General features: G+C 57.6%; 18 protein-coding genes. 10 read left to right on the forward strand and 8 right to left on the reverse strand.

Features of this window, described 5'->3' with window-relative positions:
* Positions 1–25: 25 nt before the first annotated feature.
* The 6 genes from LG300_RS02110 to LG300_RS02135 all read right to left on the reverse strand — a co-directional run bounded on the left by LG300_RS02110 (position 26) and on the right by LG300_RS02135 (position 8,695).
* Entirely contained in the window at positions 26–2,872 is a 2,847-nt protein-coding gene (locus LG300_RS02110; protein WP_404376767.1) for a valine--tRNA ligase, read from the reverse strand.
* Positions 2,873–2,934: 62 nt separating this feature from the next.
* Positions 2,935–4,137 carry an MFS transporter gene (locus LG300_RS02115; RefSeq protein WP_404376768.1) on the reverse strand — a complete coding sequence of 401 codons (1,203 nt, stop codon included), beginning with the start codon at positions 4,135–4,137 and terminating at the stop codon, positions 2,935–2,937.
* 182 nt (positions 4,138–4,319) lie between these two features.
* Positions 4,320–5,378, reverse strand: a complete 1,059-nt coding sequence (locus LG300_RS02120; protein WP_404376769.1) for a YhcG family protein — start codon at positions 5,376–5,378, stop codon at positions 4,320–4,322.
* 5 nt (positions 5,379–5,383) lie between these two features.
* Positions 5,384–5,815, reverse strand: a complete 432-nt coding sequence (locus LG300_RS02125; protein ID WP_404376770.1) for a DNA polymerase III subunit chi — start codon at positions 5,813–5,815, stop codon at positions 5,384–5,386.
* 83 nt (positions 5,816–5,898) lie between these two features.
* Complete coding sequence (locus tag LG300_RS02130; protein ID WP_404376771.1) at positions 5,899–7,020, reverse strand: branched-chain amino acid aminotransferase; 1,122 nt, start codon at positions 7,018–7,020, stop codon at positions 5,899–5,901.
* A gap of 154 nt (positions 7,021–7,174) precedes the next feature.
* A complete protein-coding gene (locus LG300_RS02135) occupies positions 7,175–8,695 on the reverse strand; it encodes a leucyl aminopeptidase (RefSeq protein ID WP_404376772.1) in 1,521 nt (506 codons plus the stop codon).
* A 134-nt stretch (positions 8,696–8,829) separates the two neighbouring features.
* Between LG300_RS02135 and lptF the strand changes: the two genes are divergently transcribed.
* The 5 genes from lptF to bfr all read left to right on the forward strand — a co-directional run bounded on the left by lptF (position 8,830) and on the right by bfr (position 12,556).
* The gene (gene lptF / locus LG300_RS02140) at positions 8,830–9,909 is read left to right on the forward strand and encodes an LPS export ABC transporter permease LptF (RefSeq protein ID WP_404376773.1); all 1,080 of its coding nucleotides are present in this window, start codon (positions 8,830–8,832) and stop codon (positions 9,907–9,909) included.
* Complete coding sequence (lptG, locus tag LG300_RS02145) at positions 9,909–10,979, forward strand: LPS export ABC transporter permease LptG (protein ID WP_404376775.1); 1,071 nt, start codon at positions 9,909–9,911, stop codon at positions 10,977–10,979. Before lptF ends, lptG begins: the two co-directional genes overlap by 1 nt.
* Before the next feature lie 36 nt (positions 10,980–11,015).
* A complete protein-coding gene (locus LG300_RS02150; RefSeq protein WP_404377962.1) occupies positions 11,016–11,489 on the forward strand; it encodes an RDD family protein in 474 nt (157 codons plus the stop codon).
* A 158-nt stretch (positions 11,490–11,647) separates the two neighbouring features.
* On the forward strand, positions 11,648–11,854 hold the full coding sequence (locus tag LG300_RS02155; protein ID WP_044630650.1) for a bacterioferritin-associated ferredoxin: 207 nt from the start codon (positions 11,648–11,650) through the stop codon (positions 11,852–11,854).
* 216 nt (positions 11,855–12,070) lie between these two features.
* Positions 12,071–12,556: a bacterioferritin gene (gene bfr, locus LG300_RS02160; RefSeq protein ID WP_404376776.1), complete on the forward strand. Its 486-nt coding sequence runs from the start codon at positions 12,071–12,073 to the stop codon at positions 12,554–12,556.
* A gap of 87 nt (positions 12,557–12,643) precedes the next feature.
* Here bfr and sodC read toward each other — a convergent pair whose 3' ends face one another.
* Positions 12,644–13,177 (reverse strand): superoxide dismutase [Cu-Zn] SodC, encoded by a 534-nt coding sequence (gene sodC, locus LG300_RS02165; protein WP_404376777.1) that lies wholly within the window; start codon positions 13,175–13,177, stop codon positions 12,644–12,646.
* A 213-nt stretch (positions 13,178–13,390) separates the two neighbouring features.
* On the opposite strand from sodC, the gene LG300_RS02170 reads away from it, so the two are divergent.
* The 5 genes from LG300_RS02170 (at position 13,391) to LG300_RS02190 (ending at position 18,112) form a co-directional block, all read left to right on the forward strand.
* Complete coding sequence (locus LG300_RS02170; protein WP_404376779.1) at positions 13,391–14,164, forward strand: pseudouridine synthase; 774 nt, start codon at positions 13,391–13,393, stop codon at positions 14,162–14,164.
* An 8-nt stretch (positions 14,165–14,172) separates the two neighbouring features.
* Positions 14,173–15,021 carry a tRNA cyclic N6-threonylcarbamoyladenosine(37) synthase TcdA gene (gene tcdA / locus LG300_RS02175; protein ID WP_404376780.1) on the forward strand — a complete coding sequence of 283 codons (849 nt, stop codon included), beginning with the start codon at positions 14,173–14,175 and terminating at the stop codon, positions 15,019–15,021.
* Positions 15,018–15,236: a DUF1653 domain-containing protein gene (locus LG300_RS02180; RefSeq protein ID WP_404376781.1), complete on the forward strand. Its 219-nt coding sequence runs from the start codon at positions 15,018–15,020 to the stop codon at positions 15,234–15,236. Before tcdA ends, LG300_RS02180 begins: the two co-directional genes overlap by 4 nt.
* A gap of 167 nt (positions 15,237–15,403) precedes the next feature.
* A complete protein-coding gene (locus LG300_RS02185) occupies positions 15,404–16,312 on the forward strand; it encodes an MBL fold metallo-hydrolase (protein WP_404376782.1) in 909 nt (302 codons plus the stop codon).
* Between the two features lie 54 nt (positions 16,313–16,366).
* Positions 16,367–18,112, forward strand: coding sequence for a SulP family inorganic anion transporter (locus LG300_RS02190; RefSeq protein WP_404376783.1), 1,746 nt, complete (start codon positions 16,367–16,369; stop codon positions 18,110–18,112).
* Positions 18,113–18,172: 60 nt separating this feature from the next.
* On the opposite strand, the gene LG300_RS02195 is transcribed toward LG300_RS02190, so the two are convergent.
* Complete coding sequence (locus tag LG300_RS02195; RefSeq protein ID WP_404376784.1) at positions 18,173–18,448, reverse strand: TIGR03643 family protein; 276 nt, start codon at positions 18,446–18,448, stop codon at positions 18,173–18,175.
* Positions 18,449–18,507: the final 59 nt, after the last annotated feature.

Raw genomic sequence — 18,507 nt, forward strand, 5'->3', positions numbered from 1 at the left:
GATGAATAAGTAAGCACTGACTTACTTACATGGCCGAAATTTTAGCCTGCTGCTCTTCCAACAGCTTTTTGGCTGATTGGAATTCCGCTAGCTTGCCGCGCTCTTTTTCGATCACGGCGTCGGGGGCTTTGGCGATGAAGCCCTCGTTGCCCAGCTTCTTCTCGATGCCGCCGATAAGCTTATCCTGCTTTTCGATCTCTTTGGCGAGGCGAGCAAGCTCCGCGTCTTTATCGATCAAATCCGCCATGGGCACCAGCACTTCCATATCGCCGACCAGCTGCGTGGCCGAAAGCGGGGCGTCTTCTGGGTTGGCTAGCCACGTCACGCTTTCCAGCTTGGCCAGCTTGGCCAAGAAGCGGCGGTTCTGCTCCAGACGCTCGGCGTCTTCGGGCTGGCCTTTGGTCAGCAGCACATCCAGCGGCTTGCCGGGGGCAATATTCATCTCGGCGCGGATGTTGCGCACGGCGATAATCACGCCTTTCAGCCATTCGATGTCGCGGGTGGCCTGCTCGTCGATCTTGCTCTCGTCGGCTTCCGGCCACGCCTGATGCATGATGGAGGCACCATCGCCCACGTAGGTGCCCGCCAGCGGTGCCACCCGCTGCCAAATCTCTTCCGAGATGTAGGGCATCATCGGGTGGGCCAAGCGCAGAATGGTTTCCAGTACCCGCACCAGGGTGCGGCGGGTGCCGCGTTTGGCTTCGGCACTGGCCGCTTCGTCCCATAAAACAGGCTTGGACAGTTCCAGATACCAGTCGCAGTACTCGTTCCAAACGAACTCATACAGCGCTTGGGAGGCGTGGTCGAAGCGATACTCGTCCATGGCTTTGGTGACTTGCGCTTCGGTTTTCTGTAGCTGGGAGATAATCCAGCGATCCGCAAGAGAGAGTTCGACCTCTTCGCCGTTGGTGCCGCAATCTTCGCCTTCGGCATTCATCAGCACGTAGCGAGAGGCGTTCCACAGCTTGTTACAGAAGTTGCGGTAGCCGTCCAGGCGGTTCATATCAAACTTGATATCGCGCCCGGTGGTGGCCTGGGAAAGGAACGTAAAGCGCAGCGCATCGGTGCCGTGGGCTTCGATACCGTCTTTGAACTCTTCTTTGGTCGCCTTGGCAATCGCTTTAGCTTTCTGAGGCTGCATCATGTTGCCGGTGCGTTTTTCCAGCAGCGCGTCTAAGCTGATGCCATCGATCAGGTCGATAGGGTCCAGCACGTTGCCCTTGGATTTGGACATCTTCTGGCCCTGGCCGTCGCGCACCAAACCGTGTACGTAGACGGTTTTGAAGGGCACTTCGCCGGTGAATTTCAGCGTCATCATGATCATCCGGGCGACCCAGAAGAAGATGATGTCAAAACCCGTCACCAGCACGCTGGAGGGGTGGAAGGTTTCCAGCTCTGGGGTTTTTTCCGGCCAGCCCAGAGTGCCAAACGTCCACAGGCCCGAGCTGAACCAGGTGTCCAGCACGTCTTCGTCCTGGGTCAGTGCCACGTCAGCGCCCAGGCCATGCTTCTCGCGGGCTTCCTCTTCGCTTCTGGCCACGTAAACATTGCCGTCGGCGTCGTACCAAGCGGGAATGCGGTGGCCCCACCACAGCTGGCGAGAGATACACCAGTCCTGCAGGTCACGCATCCAGGCGAAATACATGTTCTCGTAGTTCTTCGGCACGAACTGAATGTCGCCGTTCTCTACCGCTTCGATGGCGGGCTTGGCGAGGCTCTCCACTGCCACGAACCACTGGTCGGTGAGCAGCGGCTCGATGACATCGCCGGAGCGGTCGCCGTAGGGCAAGGTGTTGTTAACGCTCTCCACCTGCTCCAGCAGGCCGAGTGCCTCCATATCCGCAACGATCTGCTTGCGTGCTTCAAAGCGATCCAAGCCCGCGTATTTGGCCGGCAGGGTAGCGTCTTCATCGGGCTGCGGCTGACCTTTCAGGTCGAAAATTTCCGCCTGCTCAAGAATCGTCGCATCTTTGGTGAAGACGTTGATCAGCAAGTGGTTATGGCGCTTGCCGACCTCGTAGTCGTTAAAGTCGTGGGCTGGGGTGATCTTCACGCAGCCGGAGCCTTTCTCCATGTCGGCGTGCTCATCCGCCACGATGGGAATGCGGCGACCTACCAGCGGCAGCTCGATGAACTTGCCCACCAAGGAGGCGTAGCGCGGGTCGTCTGGGTTGACCGCCACGCCGGTATCGCCCAGCAGGGTTTCCGGGCGGGTGGTGGCGACCACTACGTAATCCTTACCGTCGGCGGTTTTGACGCCATCGGCCAGCGGGTAGCGGAAGTGCCAGAAGCTGCCCTGCTGCTCCTTGTTTTCCACTTCCAGGTCGGAAATGGCGGTGTGCAGGGTGGGGTCCCAGTTCACCAAGCGCTTGCCGCGGTAGATCAAGCCCTCTTCATGCAGGCGCACGAAGACTTCTTGAACCGCTTTATAGAAGCCGTCGTCCATAGTGAAGCGTTCGCGGCTCCAGTCGACGCTGGCGCCCATGCGGCGCAGCTGGCGGGTAATGTGGCCGCCGGACTCTTCCTTCCACTCCCACACTTTATCGATAAACGCATCGCGGCCGAGGTCGTGGCGGGTTTTGCCCTCTTCGGCGGCAATCTTACGCTCCACCAGCATCTGCGTAGCGATACCGGCATGGTCGGTGCCTACCTGCCACAGGGTGTTGTTGCCCTGCATCCGCTTCCAGCGCGTCAGGGTATCCATGATGGTGTCCTGGAACGCGTGGCCCATGTGCAGGCTGCCGGTCACGTTGGGCGGCGGAATCATGATCGAGAAGGGTTTGCCGCGGCCAGACGGGGCGAAGCGGTTATCGGCTTCCCAGCGTTCGTACCAGCGGGTTTCGATCTGTTCGGGTTGGTAGGTCTTTTCCATGGGGAGTCGGCTCACGGCTTGCAAAAAATGGGGGCAAGTATAGCGCGAACGCCCTGCGCTCGTCAGGGTTGTGTTGTACGGAGATGCGTCCGCAGGTGCAATCCACGCATGGCTATCAGCCCAAGCACTGGCCCAGGCAGCAGCCACCAGATCACCCAGGGGCCTTGGTTGGCCCATAAGGCCGTTACCAGGGCAATCGAAGGAATCGTTAGGCCAAAACCAATCGCATTCATCATGGCCAGCGCCGCGCCTAGCCGCTCGGGGGGCGCGCTAGCGGAGGCCAGGGCAGAGAACTGGGCGGAGTCGGCAATCACGCTAACGCCCCAAAACGCGAGTAACGCCATTAGCAGCCAGGGGGAAGTGCCACCTAACAGCGGATAGATAAGACACAGCGTGCCAGATACCGCCAGCGCAATAAACGCGACCCGCGCGCTACCGATACGTCGGCTCCACCCACCTGCCCATACGCAGCCGGGAAGCCCCAGGGCGATGACCGCAAAGCTGAGCCACGGCTGCAGGCCGGGGGCTGCGCCTAAGCGTTCCAGCTCTCTGGCGACCAAAAAGGGCACCAGTGCCCAGAGGGCGTAAAGCTCCCAGCAGTGGCCAAAGTAACCTAGCGCGGCGGCGCGGAAGTTCTTTTGCTTAAATGCGGCAAGCCCTGCCCAGGGCCGCCCGCCGTTGGCCTTAGCCGGAAGGTGTGGCCCAACGCCGAGCTGGAAAATCATCAGCGCAGCCAATAGGGCGAGGGCAGATGCCAACAGCAGCGGCCACTGCCAAGGCAGGTGTAGGGTAAGGCCACGCAGCAGGTGCGGCGAAGCAATGCCAAGGGTGAGCATACCGACCAGCCAGCCAAGCGCCGAGCCTGCATGAGTGGGTGTCCAGCTCACCACTAGCTTCATGCCGAGTGGGTAGATGCCCGCAAGGCAAAGCCCGACGAAGAAACGCGCCACTGCCGCTAATGTGACGCTATCCGCGACGCTAATAAAGGCCGCGTTAATCAGCGCGCCGAGTACGGCAGACATCGCAAACAGGTGGCTGGCGCGCACCCGGTCGGCTAGGCCAGTGGTGGCAATCAGCAGGGTGCCAGTAATAAAGCCCGCCTGCACGGCAATGGTGAGTAGCCCGAGGTCGCTCTCGCTCAGGCCTACGGCTTCCTGAAGCGCTAAGCCAACGCCGTTAACGCTAAACCATAGCGAGGTGCCAAACAGCTGGGCGATGACGATAACCGCTAGTGGCGTGCGGGCTAACAAGGTATGGGAAAGCATCGGCAGTCTCATCCATTGAGTTGTTGTTATGGGGCTTGGGACTTTTAACTTGTAGAGCGCTACCCCAGCTTGTGCGGTACGACCTCATGTCCAAGCGCTTTGTAGCGCTGCCAGCAGGCGCGTTTGGCAACGCCATGGCTGCTAGTGAAGCACTGCAGTGTCAGAAGCGCTGGGTAAAGGCGCTAAGTATTATTTTCTCCCATGCGGTCACTATCACCAAGCTCCTGCTCGATCTGCTTGATGCTGGGCAGGCCGGTTTGCAGCTCAGCGGGTAGCGATTCCAGTAGCTTGTACTCTGCAATGCCCATTGGCTGGGATTTGTCGCTTAACGCATATTCGGCCACGATCTTGTTTTTGCTCTTACAAAGTAATAGGCCAATGCTCGGATTGTCGTGTTCATTCTTAAGCTGGCGATCAACTGCCGTGAGATAAAAGCCCAGTTGTCCCAGGTGTTCGGGCTTGAACTTGCCAGTCTTTAGCTCGATGACGACATAACAGCGTAACTTGAGATGGTAGAACAGCAGATCCAGGAAAAACTCTTCGCCGCCTACATCCAGCAACACTTGCCGTCCGACGAAAGCGAAGCCTGCACCCAGCTCAAGCAAAAACTCTGTCACATGACGTACCAATGCTCCTTCTACTTCACGCTCCTGTGACTCGGCAGACAGCCCAAGAAAATCAAAGCGGTAAGGGTCTTTCAACGATTCTCGAGCTAAGTCTGATTGTGGCTTAGGCAAGCTGGCCTCGAAGTTGGTGACAGCAGCCCCTTGGCGTTCCAGTAAGCGGGTCTCAATCTGCATCACCAGTATGTTGCGTGACCAACCATGCTCTAAGGCAGCATGGGCATAGGCTAAACGATCTGAGTAATCTTTTAGCTTGCTCAGTAGGACGAGGTTGTGCCCCCACGGTAATCGTCCAACAGCCTGTTGGACAATTTCAGCATCCGGCCAAGCTTCGGCAAACGCACGCATATACATCAAGTTGGCTCGAGAAAATCCTTTCACGTCGGGAAAGGTTGTCCGCAAATCATGGGCTAGCCGGTCGATGACCTTAGCGCCCCAGCCCTGCTCGGCTTGGCGCTGTAGAATATCCTGCCCTATTTGCCAGTAGAGCAGTACTAACTCTTGATTGACTGCCAGCGTTGCCCGTTGCTGCGCTTGATGAATGCGCTTTTTGAGTTCAGCAAGCCAGTCGGCGTAACCCTCTGGTGATGTTGCTAGCGACGCAGGTTTCTCATTCATCAGAACTACCCCAGCTTGTGCGGTACGACCTCATGTCCAAGCGCCTTGTAACGCTGCCAGCAGGCGCGTTTGGCGACCAGTACTTGCTGGTGCTGGTTGATAATTTCTGCCACTCGGGCGTAGTGCTCTATCCCCTCAGGAATATCCGGGTGGAGGTTGAGCAGGGCGGTTTCTGCCTGTGGGGTGGGCAGGGTTTGCCAGCCCAGGGTAATGGGTACGCTGGCGGCCAGCTCGCTATCTTCCAGCGCATGGGGCAGGTAAGCATCATCGCGGAACTGCCACAGCGCTTCGTCGGCCTGCTCGGCGAGGGCTTTGTCTTCGCAGTGCAGGTGCAGCCGGTACCCTTTGCGATGAATGGTTTCGGCCAGCTTACAGGCGAACTGTAGGCGCGCTTCCAGCGTGGTGTCGGGCAGAATATAGAAATCGATGCGTGCCATGGGTGGCTCCAGCGGGGTCAACGCGCTTGGCACCCTTGCCGCAACGGTCAGTGGCGGCAAGGGTGCGGGTGAAACCAGCGGTGTTATACCAACCGGGTCAGCCAGCCGTACTTATCGTCGCTGCGGCCATACTGAAGGTCGAGCAGTGTCTTGCGAATGCGCTTAGCCACTTCGTTATTGCCATCGCCCTGCAGGCGAATACGTTCGTTTTCAGTGACCAGTTCGCCAACCGGGGTAATCACGGCAGCCGTACCGCAGGCGAACACCTCGGTAATCTCGCCGGAGGCGGCACCTTCGCGCCACTCGTCAATGCTGATCGCGCGCTCTTCTGGGGTGAGGCCCGCATCCTTGGCCAGGGTGAGGACGGAGTTGCGGGTGACGCCTTCCAAGATGGTGTCGGTCAGGCGCGGCGTGACGATGCGACCATCTTTGTAAACGAAGAATAGGTTCATGCCGCCCAGCTCTTCGATCCACTTGTTTTCAGCGGCATCCAGAAAGGCCACTTGGCTGCAGCCGTTGGCAGCGGCTTCTTTTTGGGCGGCTAGGGAGGCGGCGTAGTTGCCACCGCACTTGGCAAAGCCGGTACCGCCGGGGGCCGCGCGCTTGTAGTGGGAAGAGAGCCAGATAGAGACCGGTTCGATACCGCCTTTGAAGTAGGCCGCCGCCGGGGATGCAATCACGTAGTAGTCCACTTCGTGAGCCGGGCGCACGCCAAGGAAAGCCTCGGAGGCGATCATAAATGGGCGTAGGTAGAGGCTGCACTCGTCGGCATCGTTTGCCGGGGTAGGCACCCAGGCGTGGTCTTGGGCCAGCAGCGCTTTCAACGAGCCGATAAAGTCCTCATCAGAAAGCTCGGGCAGCGCTAGGCGGCGGGCGCTGCGGCGGAAGCGCTCAGCGTTTTTCTCTGGGCGGAAGGTCCAAATCGAGCCGTCGGCATGGCGATACGCCTTGATGCCCTCGAAAATTTCCTGGCCGTAGTGCAGCACGGAAGCGGCGGGGTCCAGGGTGAGCGGGCCGTAGGGGCGTACTTGGTGGCCGTGCCAGTCGGCATCGACGGTCCAGCGTACATGGGCCATGTGGTCGGTAAAATGTTTGCCAAAACCCGGGTTTTTCAGGATGTTGTTGCGGATCTCATCGGCCATCGGCTGATTGGATGGCAGGGTTTCAAAGCGTGTTGCTAACTGAGTATCTGAAGCTGTGGGCACGGCGTATTCTCTCCGCTAGAGCCAAGCCCCGAAGGGCGTATATAAGCGTATCGTTTGGGGTAGCGTGCGCCTATGAATCAAGGGCACACGCTAATGCTTTCAGGTTTAACGGTTGCGTTAACGAAAGGCAACCATTGTTGGCCGGTTTGTGTGGTTAGACGTCGCTATTTTCGACCTGGGCGTCGGCTTCACGGTCCAGCAGGTACTGGGTGAGTAGCCCCACTGGGCGGCCGGTGGCGCCTTTCTGTTTGCCGGAGTGCCAAGCGGTGCCCGCGATATCCAGGTGCGCCCAGGGGAAGTGGTCGGCAAAGCGCGACAGGAAGCAGGCGGCGGTAATGGTGCCGGCCGGGCGACCGCCAATGTTGGCAAGGTCGGCGAAGTTGGAATCCAACTGCTCCTGGTACTCATCCCATAGCGGCAGATGCCAAGCGCGGTCCCAGGCGGTTTCACCGGCATCCAGCAGGTCAAGGGCGAGATCGTCATCATTGGAGAGCAGGCCGGTGGCGTGATGGCCCAGGGCAATAATGGCCGCGCCTGTTAATGTGGCAATATCCACCACGCTGGCGGGCGTGAAGCGCTCGGCATAGGTGAGCGCGTCGCACAGCACCAAACGGCCTTCGGCATCGGTGTTGAGTACTTCCACCGTCAGCCCTTTGAGGGTCTTGATGATGTCGCCTGGCTTGGTGGCGGCACCGTCGGGCATGTTCTCAGCGGCGGCAACGATGAACACGATGTTGAGTTTGGGTTTGATGGCCAACACGGCTTTGACGGTGCCGAATACGCTGGCCGCGCCGCTCATATCAAACTTCATCTCATCCATGCCTTCACCGGGCTTCAACGAAATGCCGCCGGTATCGAAGGTGATGCCTTTACCTACCAGTACGTGGGGCGCTTCCTCTGGGTTTTCTGCGCCTTGGTACTTCATCACGATGAGCCGTGTTGGCTCGTTGCTGCCACGGCCCACGGAGAGTAACGAGTGGGCGCCCAGGGTTTCCAGCGCCTCTTCGTCTAAAATGTCGACGGCAAGTGCGCCTTGAGAGTCGCGCCCCAGCGCTTCTGCCTGCTCAGCTAAATAGCGGGGCGTACAAATATTGCCCGGCAGGTTACCCAGGGTGCGGGTGAAGTTGATCCCTTGGCCTATTGCGGTACCTAGCGCGGCCCCTTGCTTGGCGAGCGGTGCATCGTCGGCATCGCTAACAATCAGCGTGAGCTTCGCTAAGCTGGGCGCTTTGGCGGGAGATGACTTGAATTGATCAAACCGGTAGATAGCGCGCTCGGCGGCTTCCAGGGTTTTGCGGGCTTTCCAAGCAGCATCGCGATCTGCCAACGGCACATCGGTAAAGGTAGCGCAGGCTTCATCGATGGGAAGCTTGGTTAGGGCCGTCATCGCAGCGTCCAAGGCTTTAATAAACGCAGCCTCTTGGCATTTGTCACGCTCACCCAAGCCTACCAGCAGAATGCGGTCGGCCCCCAGGCCCGGTGCGAAGGGCACTAATTGGGTATTGCCCAGCGACGCATCGAAATCGCCACGTTCCAATAGTTGGCCGATTAACCGCTCGCTGGCATCGTCTAGTTTGGCGACAGCGGGCAGTAAATCGCTACCTTTATAAACGGGGAGAACGAGACAAGCCGTTTCGGCTTTGGCTGGGTTCGCGGTCTGAACGGAAAATTCCATGATGTCTCCAACAAGACAAGCAACGAGTGATTCGGGATAATGCCCCGTTATTTAGTGTTTGCTACCAGTTTGATTAGTGTACCCAAGCCATGGGCGCATTGCATGGCAACCTGCACCACTAGTTGGAGAGTGCGTTGATTTTATTTCGGTACTTAACTCGTGAAGTGCTAACGACGATGTCCGCCGTGGCGGGCATTCTGCTGCTGGTGATTATGGGCAGCCGCTTTATCCGTTATTTTTCGGACGCCGCCGAGGGCGATTTTCCCGTCACGATTCTAGGCAGCCTGATGGCCTTTCACTTGCCTGGGTTCATGGAGTTAATCCTGCCGCTGTCGTTTTTCCTAGGTATTTTGCTGGCTTATGGGCAGCTCTATATGAATAGTGAGATCACCGTGATGGTGGCTTGCGGCATGAGTCCTACGCGGCTTTTACGGGTAACCCTGCTGCCTGCAACGGTGGTGGCAGTGCTGGTAGGGCTGTGCAGCCTGTGGCTAACACCGGCCGGTGCGCTGAAGACCGAGGCCGCGTTGGAGGAGCAGCGTAGTCGTTTGGATGTCTCGGTACTAGCGCCAGGGCGCTTTCAAGATTTTGGCGGCGGGCGCACGGCCTACATCACCGATTTCACCAGCGACGGTACAAAGATGCAGGAGGTGCTGGTACATGAGCAGCCCATGGCTGGTGCTGAAAAGACGCATAGCTATATTACCCGAGCGGGAACGGGCTACCAGGAGACAAGTGTTGAAACTGGTAGCCGCTTTTTAGTGTTAGAAGATGGTGAGCGCTACGGCGTAACGCCAGGGCGGCGTGATGCAGAACGTTTAATTTTTGAGCGCTATACGCTTCGACTAGGGCTAAGCCGTGACCGCCAGGAGCTAAACTCGCTTGAGTATGCGACCACCACCGAGCTGTGGAACGACCCGGACCCACGGGCCCAGGCGCAGTTTCAGTGGCGGGTAGGCTTGCCGTTCATGGTATTTATTTTGGCGCTCCTGGCCCAGCCGCTCTCTAAAGTGAACCCGCGCCAAGGGCGCTTCGGCAAGCTGCTTCCTGCGGTATTTCTTTATGTCGCCTATTTAAGCCTGTTGCTGGCCGCGGTGGATGCTATCGGCGGCGGCTCTCTCGCGGTCGCTGTGGGCGTGTGGCCTGTGCATGGCCTGTTCTTAGGGCTTGGGTTGCTGCTGCTGTGGCACTCGCAACGTAAAGGAATGCGCTAATGCTGATCGCTATGGATCAAATGGATCGCTATATCGCCCGCAACGTACTCGCAGCCATTGTGGTAGTGCAGTTTGTACTGCTAGGGCTGGATATCACCATTGCCTACATTGGCGATTTAGGTGATACCCAAGGCGATTATAGCGCGCTAGACGTGCTGCTCTATTTGGGGATGCGGCTGCCCTGGCGCTTTTATCAATACGCCCCAGTGGCAGTGCTGATTGGTGCCCTAATTGGCCTGGGCAGCATGGCCTCTAGCAATGAGCTAACGGTGATGCGCGCGGCTGGCCGTTCACTGGCGCGAATTGTCTGGGGCGTGATGAAGCCCGTGCTGCTGGTGGTAGTGGTGGTGCTGCTCATCGCGGAGTTTGTCAGCCCACGGACTGAGCAGTACGCCGAAGCGTGGCGCTTGGAGCAGCGCCAAGGTGAGGGCGCCATGTTGGTGACTCGCAGCGGCTGGCAGTTCGAGGGCGACAGCGTTTACCGCTTTGGGGCCATTCGGGCGGATAACGTGGTGCTGGATTTAACCCGCTACCGCTTCGATGAGCGCCGCTTGGTCGAAGCCACCCATGCTAATCGCGCCTACTGGGACGAGGGCGCCTGGCTGCTGGAGGGTGTCACCACGACACGCATTTTCGATGACCGCACTGAATCGGACTACCAGCCAACAGCTGCCTGGGAAACGGCGCTAACGCCTACCCAGTTGGAGCGCTTGCTACGCGATATCGAAAGCCAAGCGCCCAGCGAGCTATGGGAGTACGCCAACTTCCTGCAAAGCCAAAACTTGCAGGCGGATCAGCCACTGCTCTACTTCTGGCAGAAAGTGCTGTTGCCGCTCACCATGGGCTCGCTGGTGCTGATTGCCGCTTCGTTTGTATTTGGCCCGCTGCGCTCGGTAGCGGCGGGCACGCGGGTATTTTTTGGCGTGGTGACGGGCCTTATCTTTAAATATGTCCAAGATTTGCTGGCACCCGCTTCCACTATTTTTGGCTTTTCACCCGTTTGGGCAGTGCTGGTGCCAACGCTTGCCTGCGCGGCAGTAGGGATCTACTTCTTGCGTCGCAATGGCTAGTTGGATCGCATTATTGAAATAGGGGATAAGACAGTGATAAACACGCGACGCTTCACCCAGTTAGACGACGTTTGGCCAGCCGGGCTGGGCCGACGGTTAGGCGCCATGCTTTACGATGGCTTTTTAGTCACAGCCATTTGGATCGCGGTTACCGTGGTGCATTTGGTGTTTTTCCGCTTCGTGCTGGGCCAAGCGGCAGAGGAGATCGGCTCCACTGCAGTGGATATTTGGAGCTTGCGGCTGTTGCTGCTGTTTTTTGTGACACTGTTCTTCGTGTATTCCTGGCGTCGCGGAGGTATGACGCTCGGCATGCAAGCCTGGCGGCTGCGCGTACAAACCTTAGATGGCCATGCGATTACCTTGAAGCAGAGCCTGATTCGCTGTGCCACGGCATGGCTCTCCCTTGCTGCCTTCGGAATTGGTTACTGGTGGGTGCTCTTTGATGGCCAACGCAGAAGCTGGCCAGACATTGCTTCCAAGACAGAAACCGTGGTCTTGCCGAAAAAATAATTTTCCGTGGATGTGGCAAAAAAATAACTGTTGAGCCAGCAGGTTAGCGTGCATATTAATAGAGTTAAGGCGAATCGGTACTAAAGAACAACGTTTTTACTTGAAAAGATGTATGCGAATCATTTACATTCACCTCATGATCTTTATGAGGTGTTGCCATGTACGTATGCGTGTGCAAGGGAGTTACCGACCATCAGATTCGCCAACAAGTTAGCGACGGAGCGCGCAGCTGGCGAGAAGTACGCGAAGCCACCGGCTGCGGTACCCAGTGCGGTAAGTGCGCCTGCTTTGCCAAGTCGCTCACCCGCGAAGCTGTTCAGGCCGCTCGCTTAGAGTCTGATATGAGTCTCGCTTACGCCGTATGACGCGAATCACTCTTGTTAGACTTATCATTGGCAAATAATTGATTTGTTTGAATTTTTTTCTTTTCTGTCTATACTCCCAACATCGTTGGGAGTCAGCCTTTTAATGGCCTATACTCCTTAGCTAATGTAATGGTACTTTTGAAAAACGGTATTGCTAAATAAGTACGATTAGGCAAGTACCGTCTGATAAGATCCAACGCTAAAAAAGGTGATGGCATGAAAGGTGATCCGAAGGTTATTCAGCATCTCAATATCGCACTGGGCAACGAACTAGTCGCTATCAACCAGTACTTCCTGCATGCCAAGATGTACAAGGACTGGGGTCTGAAAGTGCTGGCCAAGTGGGAGTACGATGAGTCCATCGAAGAGATGCAGCACGCTGACAAGCTGATTGAGCGCATCCTGTTCCTGGAAGGCATTCCGAACCTTCAAGACCTCGGTAAGTTACACATCGGTGAAAACGTCAAAGAGATGCTGGAGTGCGATCTGAAGATTGAGCACGACGGCCGCAATGACTACATTGAAGCAATTACCTACTGCGAAAGCGTAAAAGATTACGTGACCCGCGACCTACTGCGTGACCTGCTGGCCGATGAAGAGGGCCACATCGACCATATCGAAACGCAGCTAAAACTGATTGAGCAAGTGGGTATCCAGAACTACCTGCAAAAACACATGGCGATGGCCACCGACGAAGAGTAAGACGTCAGCCGCCGCTTAGTGAAAGCCAATAAAACACGGGCAGCCTTTACCAGGCTGCCCGTTTTTTTGGTTGGTGCGAGTAGCAGATTAAGAGGAAACAACGCCGCAGGCCATGCGGGCACCGCCACCGCCCAGATGCGGTTCATCGGCGTAGGTATCGCCACCAGCATGAATTATCAGGCTGCGGCCCGGCATGTCTTCCATGCTCAAGCGTGGTGCCAGTACCGGTAGGTTGGCTTCGCCATCCTCATTCACGGTTAGCACCGGTAGGTCGCCCAAATGACCTTCACCATAGGGGCCTTGGTGAGTGCCGGTTTCTTCCGGGTCGTAGTGGCCACCTGCCGACAACGCGGCGGTCATCTCGCCGCTGTCGTTCTCGGCGGGTTCACAGCTGGCATTTTGGTGGACGTGAAAGCCATACACGCCCGGCTCCAGGCCGGTGAGCGACGGGGTGAGCAGAACGCCATACTCGGTATGCTCAATGGCCACCGTGCCGATGGACTCCTCTACACCGTCGGCGCTGACCTTATGCATTTCAACTTTAAGCGGTTCATTGGCCTGTACCGTGGTGGCCAGCAGCATACTCGCTGCGATACCAGCAAGGGGTAGTGAATAGCGCATTATTATTGCTCCTTTCCTTATCCGTGGAAGCCCTCACAAAGGGCACTCTGTAACAGTAGTTGGCCCACCGTCACTCTGCCAATGGCGACGAAATCCCCGCCTCGTATGCGGGCAACGGATGACATTAGCGCGCCAAGCCGCGACAATAGCCCGCTATTCAGCACCCCTCAGTTTGTCATGTCTCAGTTCTATGCTTGTGTATCGAGGAGTTCCATGCAGCCACTCAACATCCTTTATCAGGATGAGCATCTTGTAGCGGTGCATAAGCCATCTGGGCTGTTAGTGCATCGCTCAGCGCTGGCGCGCGGGGAAACCGAGTTTCTGCTCCAACGCCTGCGTGACCAGTTGGGCAAGCGGGTCTACCCGGTGCATCGGCTGGATCGGCCCACCTCCGGTGTCATAGTGTTTGGCCTTTCCTCCGAGGTGGCTGCCTTGCTCAGCGAAGGGTTTAGCGAACGCCAGGTGGAAAAGCGCTACCTAGCGGTGGTACGCGGCAAAGCACCGGAGCAGGAGCGGTTGGATTACCCGCTGCGTGAGGAGGATGGCACGCGCCCCAAGGCCGAAATGCCCGCCATGCCCGCGATGACCGATATTCGCCGCTTGGACAGCGTAGAGCTGCCGGTGCAGGTAGACCGCTACCCCGTCGCCCGCTACTCGTTGGTAGAAGCGCGGCCGCTGACCGGGCGGCGGCATCAAATTCGCCGCCACTTATCCCGCCGTGGCTACCCGATTATTGGCGACGCCAAGCACGGCAAAAGTGTCCACAACCGCTTTTTTGCCGAGCAGCTGGCCGCCCCGCGGCTGCTGCTCGCCGCGACCTATTTAGCGTTTGATCACCCGCTGCTGGATAAGCGCATTCAGCTCAGCTGCGCCGTGGATGAGACGATGAAAAATCTGTTCGAGCAGTTTGGCTGGCAGGGGCATTTACCCCTAGATAGCGTGCGAACGCCGCCCATTGCCACGCCTTCTGCCCTGCAAGCACTGTGAGCCAGCCCATGTCATTGAACGAATCCACGACTTCTTCTAGCGATTATGACTTCCGTTTTGGCGGTATTCGACGCCTCTACGGCCAGCGTGCGGCGCAGGCATTCCGCCGTGCCCATGTGGTCGTGGTTGGGGTAGGCGGCGTGGGTAGCTGGACGGTAGAGGCGCTGGCCCGCTCGGGTATTGGCAAGCTTACGTTGATTGATCTGGACGACGTGTGTGTCTCCAACGTCAACCGTCAGCTCCACGCGCTGGATGGCACCATCGGCCAGCCCAAAGTGGAGGTGCTGGCCGAGCGCTGCCGCTTGATTGCCCCCGAGATAGAGATCATCGCGGATACCGCTTTCGTCACGCCCACTAATCTGGCCGAGCGCATTCCCGAGGATGCCGACCATGTGGTGGATGCCATCGACAGCGTGATCGCTAAGGCCGCGCTAATCGCTTGGTGCAAGCGGCGCAAAATCCCGATTACCGTCACCGGCGCGGCGGGTGGGCAAACCGACCCCACGCGCATTCAAGTGGCGGACTTGACCCGCACCGAGCACGACCCGCTGCTCTCCAAAGTGCGCTCGCGGCTGCGCCGAGACTACGGCTTCTCCCGCAATCCCAAGCGGCGCTTTTCAGTGGAGTGCGTCTACTCCGACGAGCAGTTGGTCTACCCCAGTGCCGACGGTGAAGTGTGCCTGCAAAAGCCCGGCAGCGGTGACGCCACCCGGCTGGACTGCGCCTCCGGCTTCGGCGCGGCGACCTTTCTCACCGGCACCTTTGGCTTCGTTGCCGCCTCCAAAGTGCTGGAGCGCCTTGCCAAAAAAGCTAGTCAGCCCGCCACCAACCACGCGACTCAAAAGGAAAGCGAATGACCGCGCCTGTTCCCGGTATTTACCGCCACTACAAAGGCAACCTTTACGAAGTGATGGGTACCGCCCAACACAGCGAAAGCGAAGAACCGCTGGTGGTCTATCGCGCGCTTTACGGTGATTACGGCCTGTGGGTACGCCCCCTAGCGATGTTTACCGAAAGCGTTACCAAAGAGGGCCACACCCAGCCGCGCTTTGCATTGGAGAAAGCGTTTTAAACCATCGCAGCTTATTACCCAGCGCTGCCATCTATTGCCGCCACCTGTTATCCAGGCTGGCGGTTTTTTCGTGGTGATTGCTTATATTCCAAAATGGGCTATGTTTATAACGGTTAAAATATTTCGTTGCTTAGTATCAGCAACCATTTAGATAGTCTGGAGTCCGTATGCGAACCTTTGCCTTTTCTCAAAGCACTGGTGCGGGGTCACCCGACGTGGCAGGTTTTTATGATCCGCGTACCTTTAGCGTTCAATACATCGTCAGCGACCCCGCCACCAAGCAGTGCGCAATCATTGATCCAGTGCTGGATTTCGATGAGAAATCTGGCGCAACGGCCACCTTCTGCGCTGATGCGCTGCTGGAATATATAAAAGAAAAGGGCCTGACAGTGGCATGGATACTGGATACACACCCCCATGCAGACCACTTTTCCGCAGCCCAGTATCTAAAAGAGAAAACCGGGGCACCGACGGCGATTGGTCAATATGTCACCAAAGTGCAGGCGTTGTGGAAGGAGATCTATCATTGGCCGGAGATGCCCACCGATGGGCGACAATGGGACACGCTGTTTGTCGAAGGCGATACGTTTGCCATCGGCGAACTTAGCGCCCGCGTGCTGTACTCCCCTGGCCATACGCTGGCCTCCATCACTTACGTGATCGGTGATGCTGCCTTTGTCCACGACACCCTGTTCCAGCCTGATTTCGGCACGGCACGAGCGGACTTCCCCGGTGGCGATGCCAAGACCTTATGGCACTCTATTCAGCAGATTCTCACGTTGCCTGACGCTACGCGGCTGTTCACCGGCCACGACTATATGCCCGATGGCCGCGAGCCAAAATGGGAAAGTAGCATCGCTGAACAACGTGCTAACAATCCGCACTTGGTGGGCAAAAGTGAGGAGGAGTACATCGCACTGCGCCATAAGAGGGATAGCGAGCTGCCTATGCCCAAGCTGATTTTGCACGCGCTGCAGGTGAATACTCGCGGTGGTCGTCTCCCAGAGCCGGAAGCCAACGGCAAGCGCTATCTGAAAATCCCCCTGGATGCCTTGGAAGGCGCTGCCTGGGACTGAGCGCAACCTCACAACATGAGCTCACAACATAAGCTCACAACATGAGTAATTACTATGGCCATTGAGCGTTGGGTGCCGTTAGTGGGCTGGCTGCGAACCTATCACCGAGGCTTGCTAACGCGGGATGTACTCGCCGCAGTGATCGTCACGCTGATGCTGGTGCCGCAAGCGTTGGCCTACGCCATGCTGGCAGGGTTGCCGCCGGAAATGGGGCTCTATGCCAGCATGCTGCCGTTGGTGCTTTACGCCATCTTCGGCACCAGTGCGAGCTTGGCGGTTGGGCCGGTGGCGGTGGCTGCACTAATGACAGCTTCGGCGCTCAGCAGTTTTGCCGTGCCTGGCAGCCCGGAATATATCGGCGCGGCGCTGGTGCTGGCTGCGCTCTCGGGGCTGATTCTCATCGCGATGGGCGTGCTCCGGCTGGGCTTTTTAGTCAACTTTCTCAGCCATCCGGTGATCTCCGGGTTTGTGACCGCTTCGGGAATTTTAATCGCTATCAGCCAGTTGAAGCACATTTTTGGTGTCGAAGCATCCGGCCATAACGTGGTGGAACTGCTGCGAGCGCTGTTTAGCCAGTGGCAACAGGTGAGCGTGATAACACTACTCATTGGCCTAGGCGTATGGGCGTATCTATGGGTGTGTCGCAAGCGCTTGAATGGCTGGCTGACCAAGCTGGGGATGTCGGCCAGTTGGGCAGGGTTAATGGTCAAAGCGGCACCTATTTCAGCGGTCATGGTGACCACGTTGCTGGCCTGGGGCTTTCAGTTGGAGCAACGCGGGGTTGATGTGGTGGGGTTTGTGCCCAGTGGCCTGCCTGCCGTTGCGCTGCCGAATCTCGATCAATCGCTATGGCTCGGCCTGCTACCTGCAGCATTGCTGATTAGCTTGGTGGGGTTTGTGGAGTCGGTGTCGGTAGCGCAGACCCTGGCTGCCAAACGCCGCCAGCGTATCGACCCCAACCAAGAGCTGATTGCGCTTGGCATGGCGAACCTTGGCGCTGGCGTTAGCGGCGGTTCGCCGGTATCGGGTGGATTCTCACGTTCGGTGGTCAATTTTGAAGCTGGGGCAGCAACGCCGCTGGCGGGGGCTTTTACAGCGCTTGGGATTGTGTTGGCGACGCTACTACTCACTGAATTACTGGCCTTTTTACCCACCGCCACGCTGGCCGCCACGATTATCGTGGCAGTGGGGACGTTGATTGATTTGCCCGCCATAAAGCGGACTTGGCAATACTCTCGCAGCGACGGGGTAGCGATGGTCGCCACCCTGTTGCTGACGCTTATGCATAGCGTGGAAGTGGGCATTATCAGCGGGGTGGTGCTCTCGCTGGGGCTACACCTTTACCGCACCAGTCAGCCTCATAGCGCCGTGGTAGGGCGGGTGCCGGGCACCGAGCATTTCCGTAACGTGAAGCGCCATCAGGTGGAAACCGACGAGCATGTGGCCATGCTGCGCATTGATGAAAGCCTCTATTTTGCTAACGCCCGCTATCTCGAAGATACCGTCATGGCACTGGCTGCCCGCTCGCCGTCGCTCAAGCACATCGTCCTTATCTGTCAGGCGGTGAATGTGATTGATGCTTCGGCACTGGATAGCCTGGAGGCGATCAATGGTCGGTTGAAAGACGCTGGGGCTACGCTTCACTTGGCTGAGGTGAAAGGGCCAGTGATGGATCGCCTAAAGCACACGGCGTTCTATCACGAGCTCACTGGCCAGGTGTTCTTTACCACCTATGACGCCTGGCAGGCGCTGGCGCACCCGGTCGATCCCAGCTCCCCGTCAGCGACACTCTCTTTATAGGCCTATAGGCAGGTGGGTGAAGAAAAGCAGAGACACGTTAAGTGCAGGTGCTGTTGTATGTTAACGTTTGTATTGCGTGGGGCAGTAGCCACGCTGGACATTTGGAGAGCGCAGCGCTTGATGTTTGGTAGTGCGGCCAGTCACGCGTTTACGCCATAGGCGGAACGAGGCAGGCTTAAGCTGGTGGCGCATGATATTTATGACATCAGGTTCGCCTAGGCCAAACAGTCTTTCGATTGCTTCAAAGGGCGTGCGGTCTTCCCATGCCATCTCAATCACTCGTGATTGTTCATCATCAGGAAGGTGGTGAAAGCGTCTGATAGCGGCTTTTGGCATAGAACCTCCAGGGCAGTGAGCGGATGTGCATGTCTCATCTGTTATACATGGAGGTTATA

Origin of the sequence: Vreelandella aquamarina (assembly GCF_044805175.1) — a bacterium.
Taxonomy (GTDB): domain Bacteria; phylum Pseudomonadota; class Gammaproteobacteria; order Pseudomonadales; family Halomonadaceae; genus Vreelandella; species Vreelandella aquamarina_B.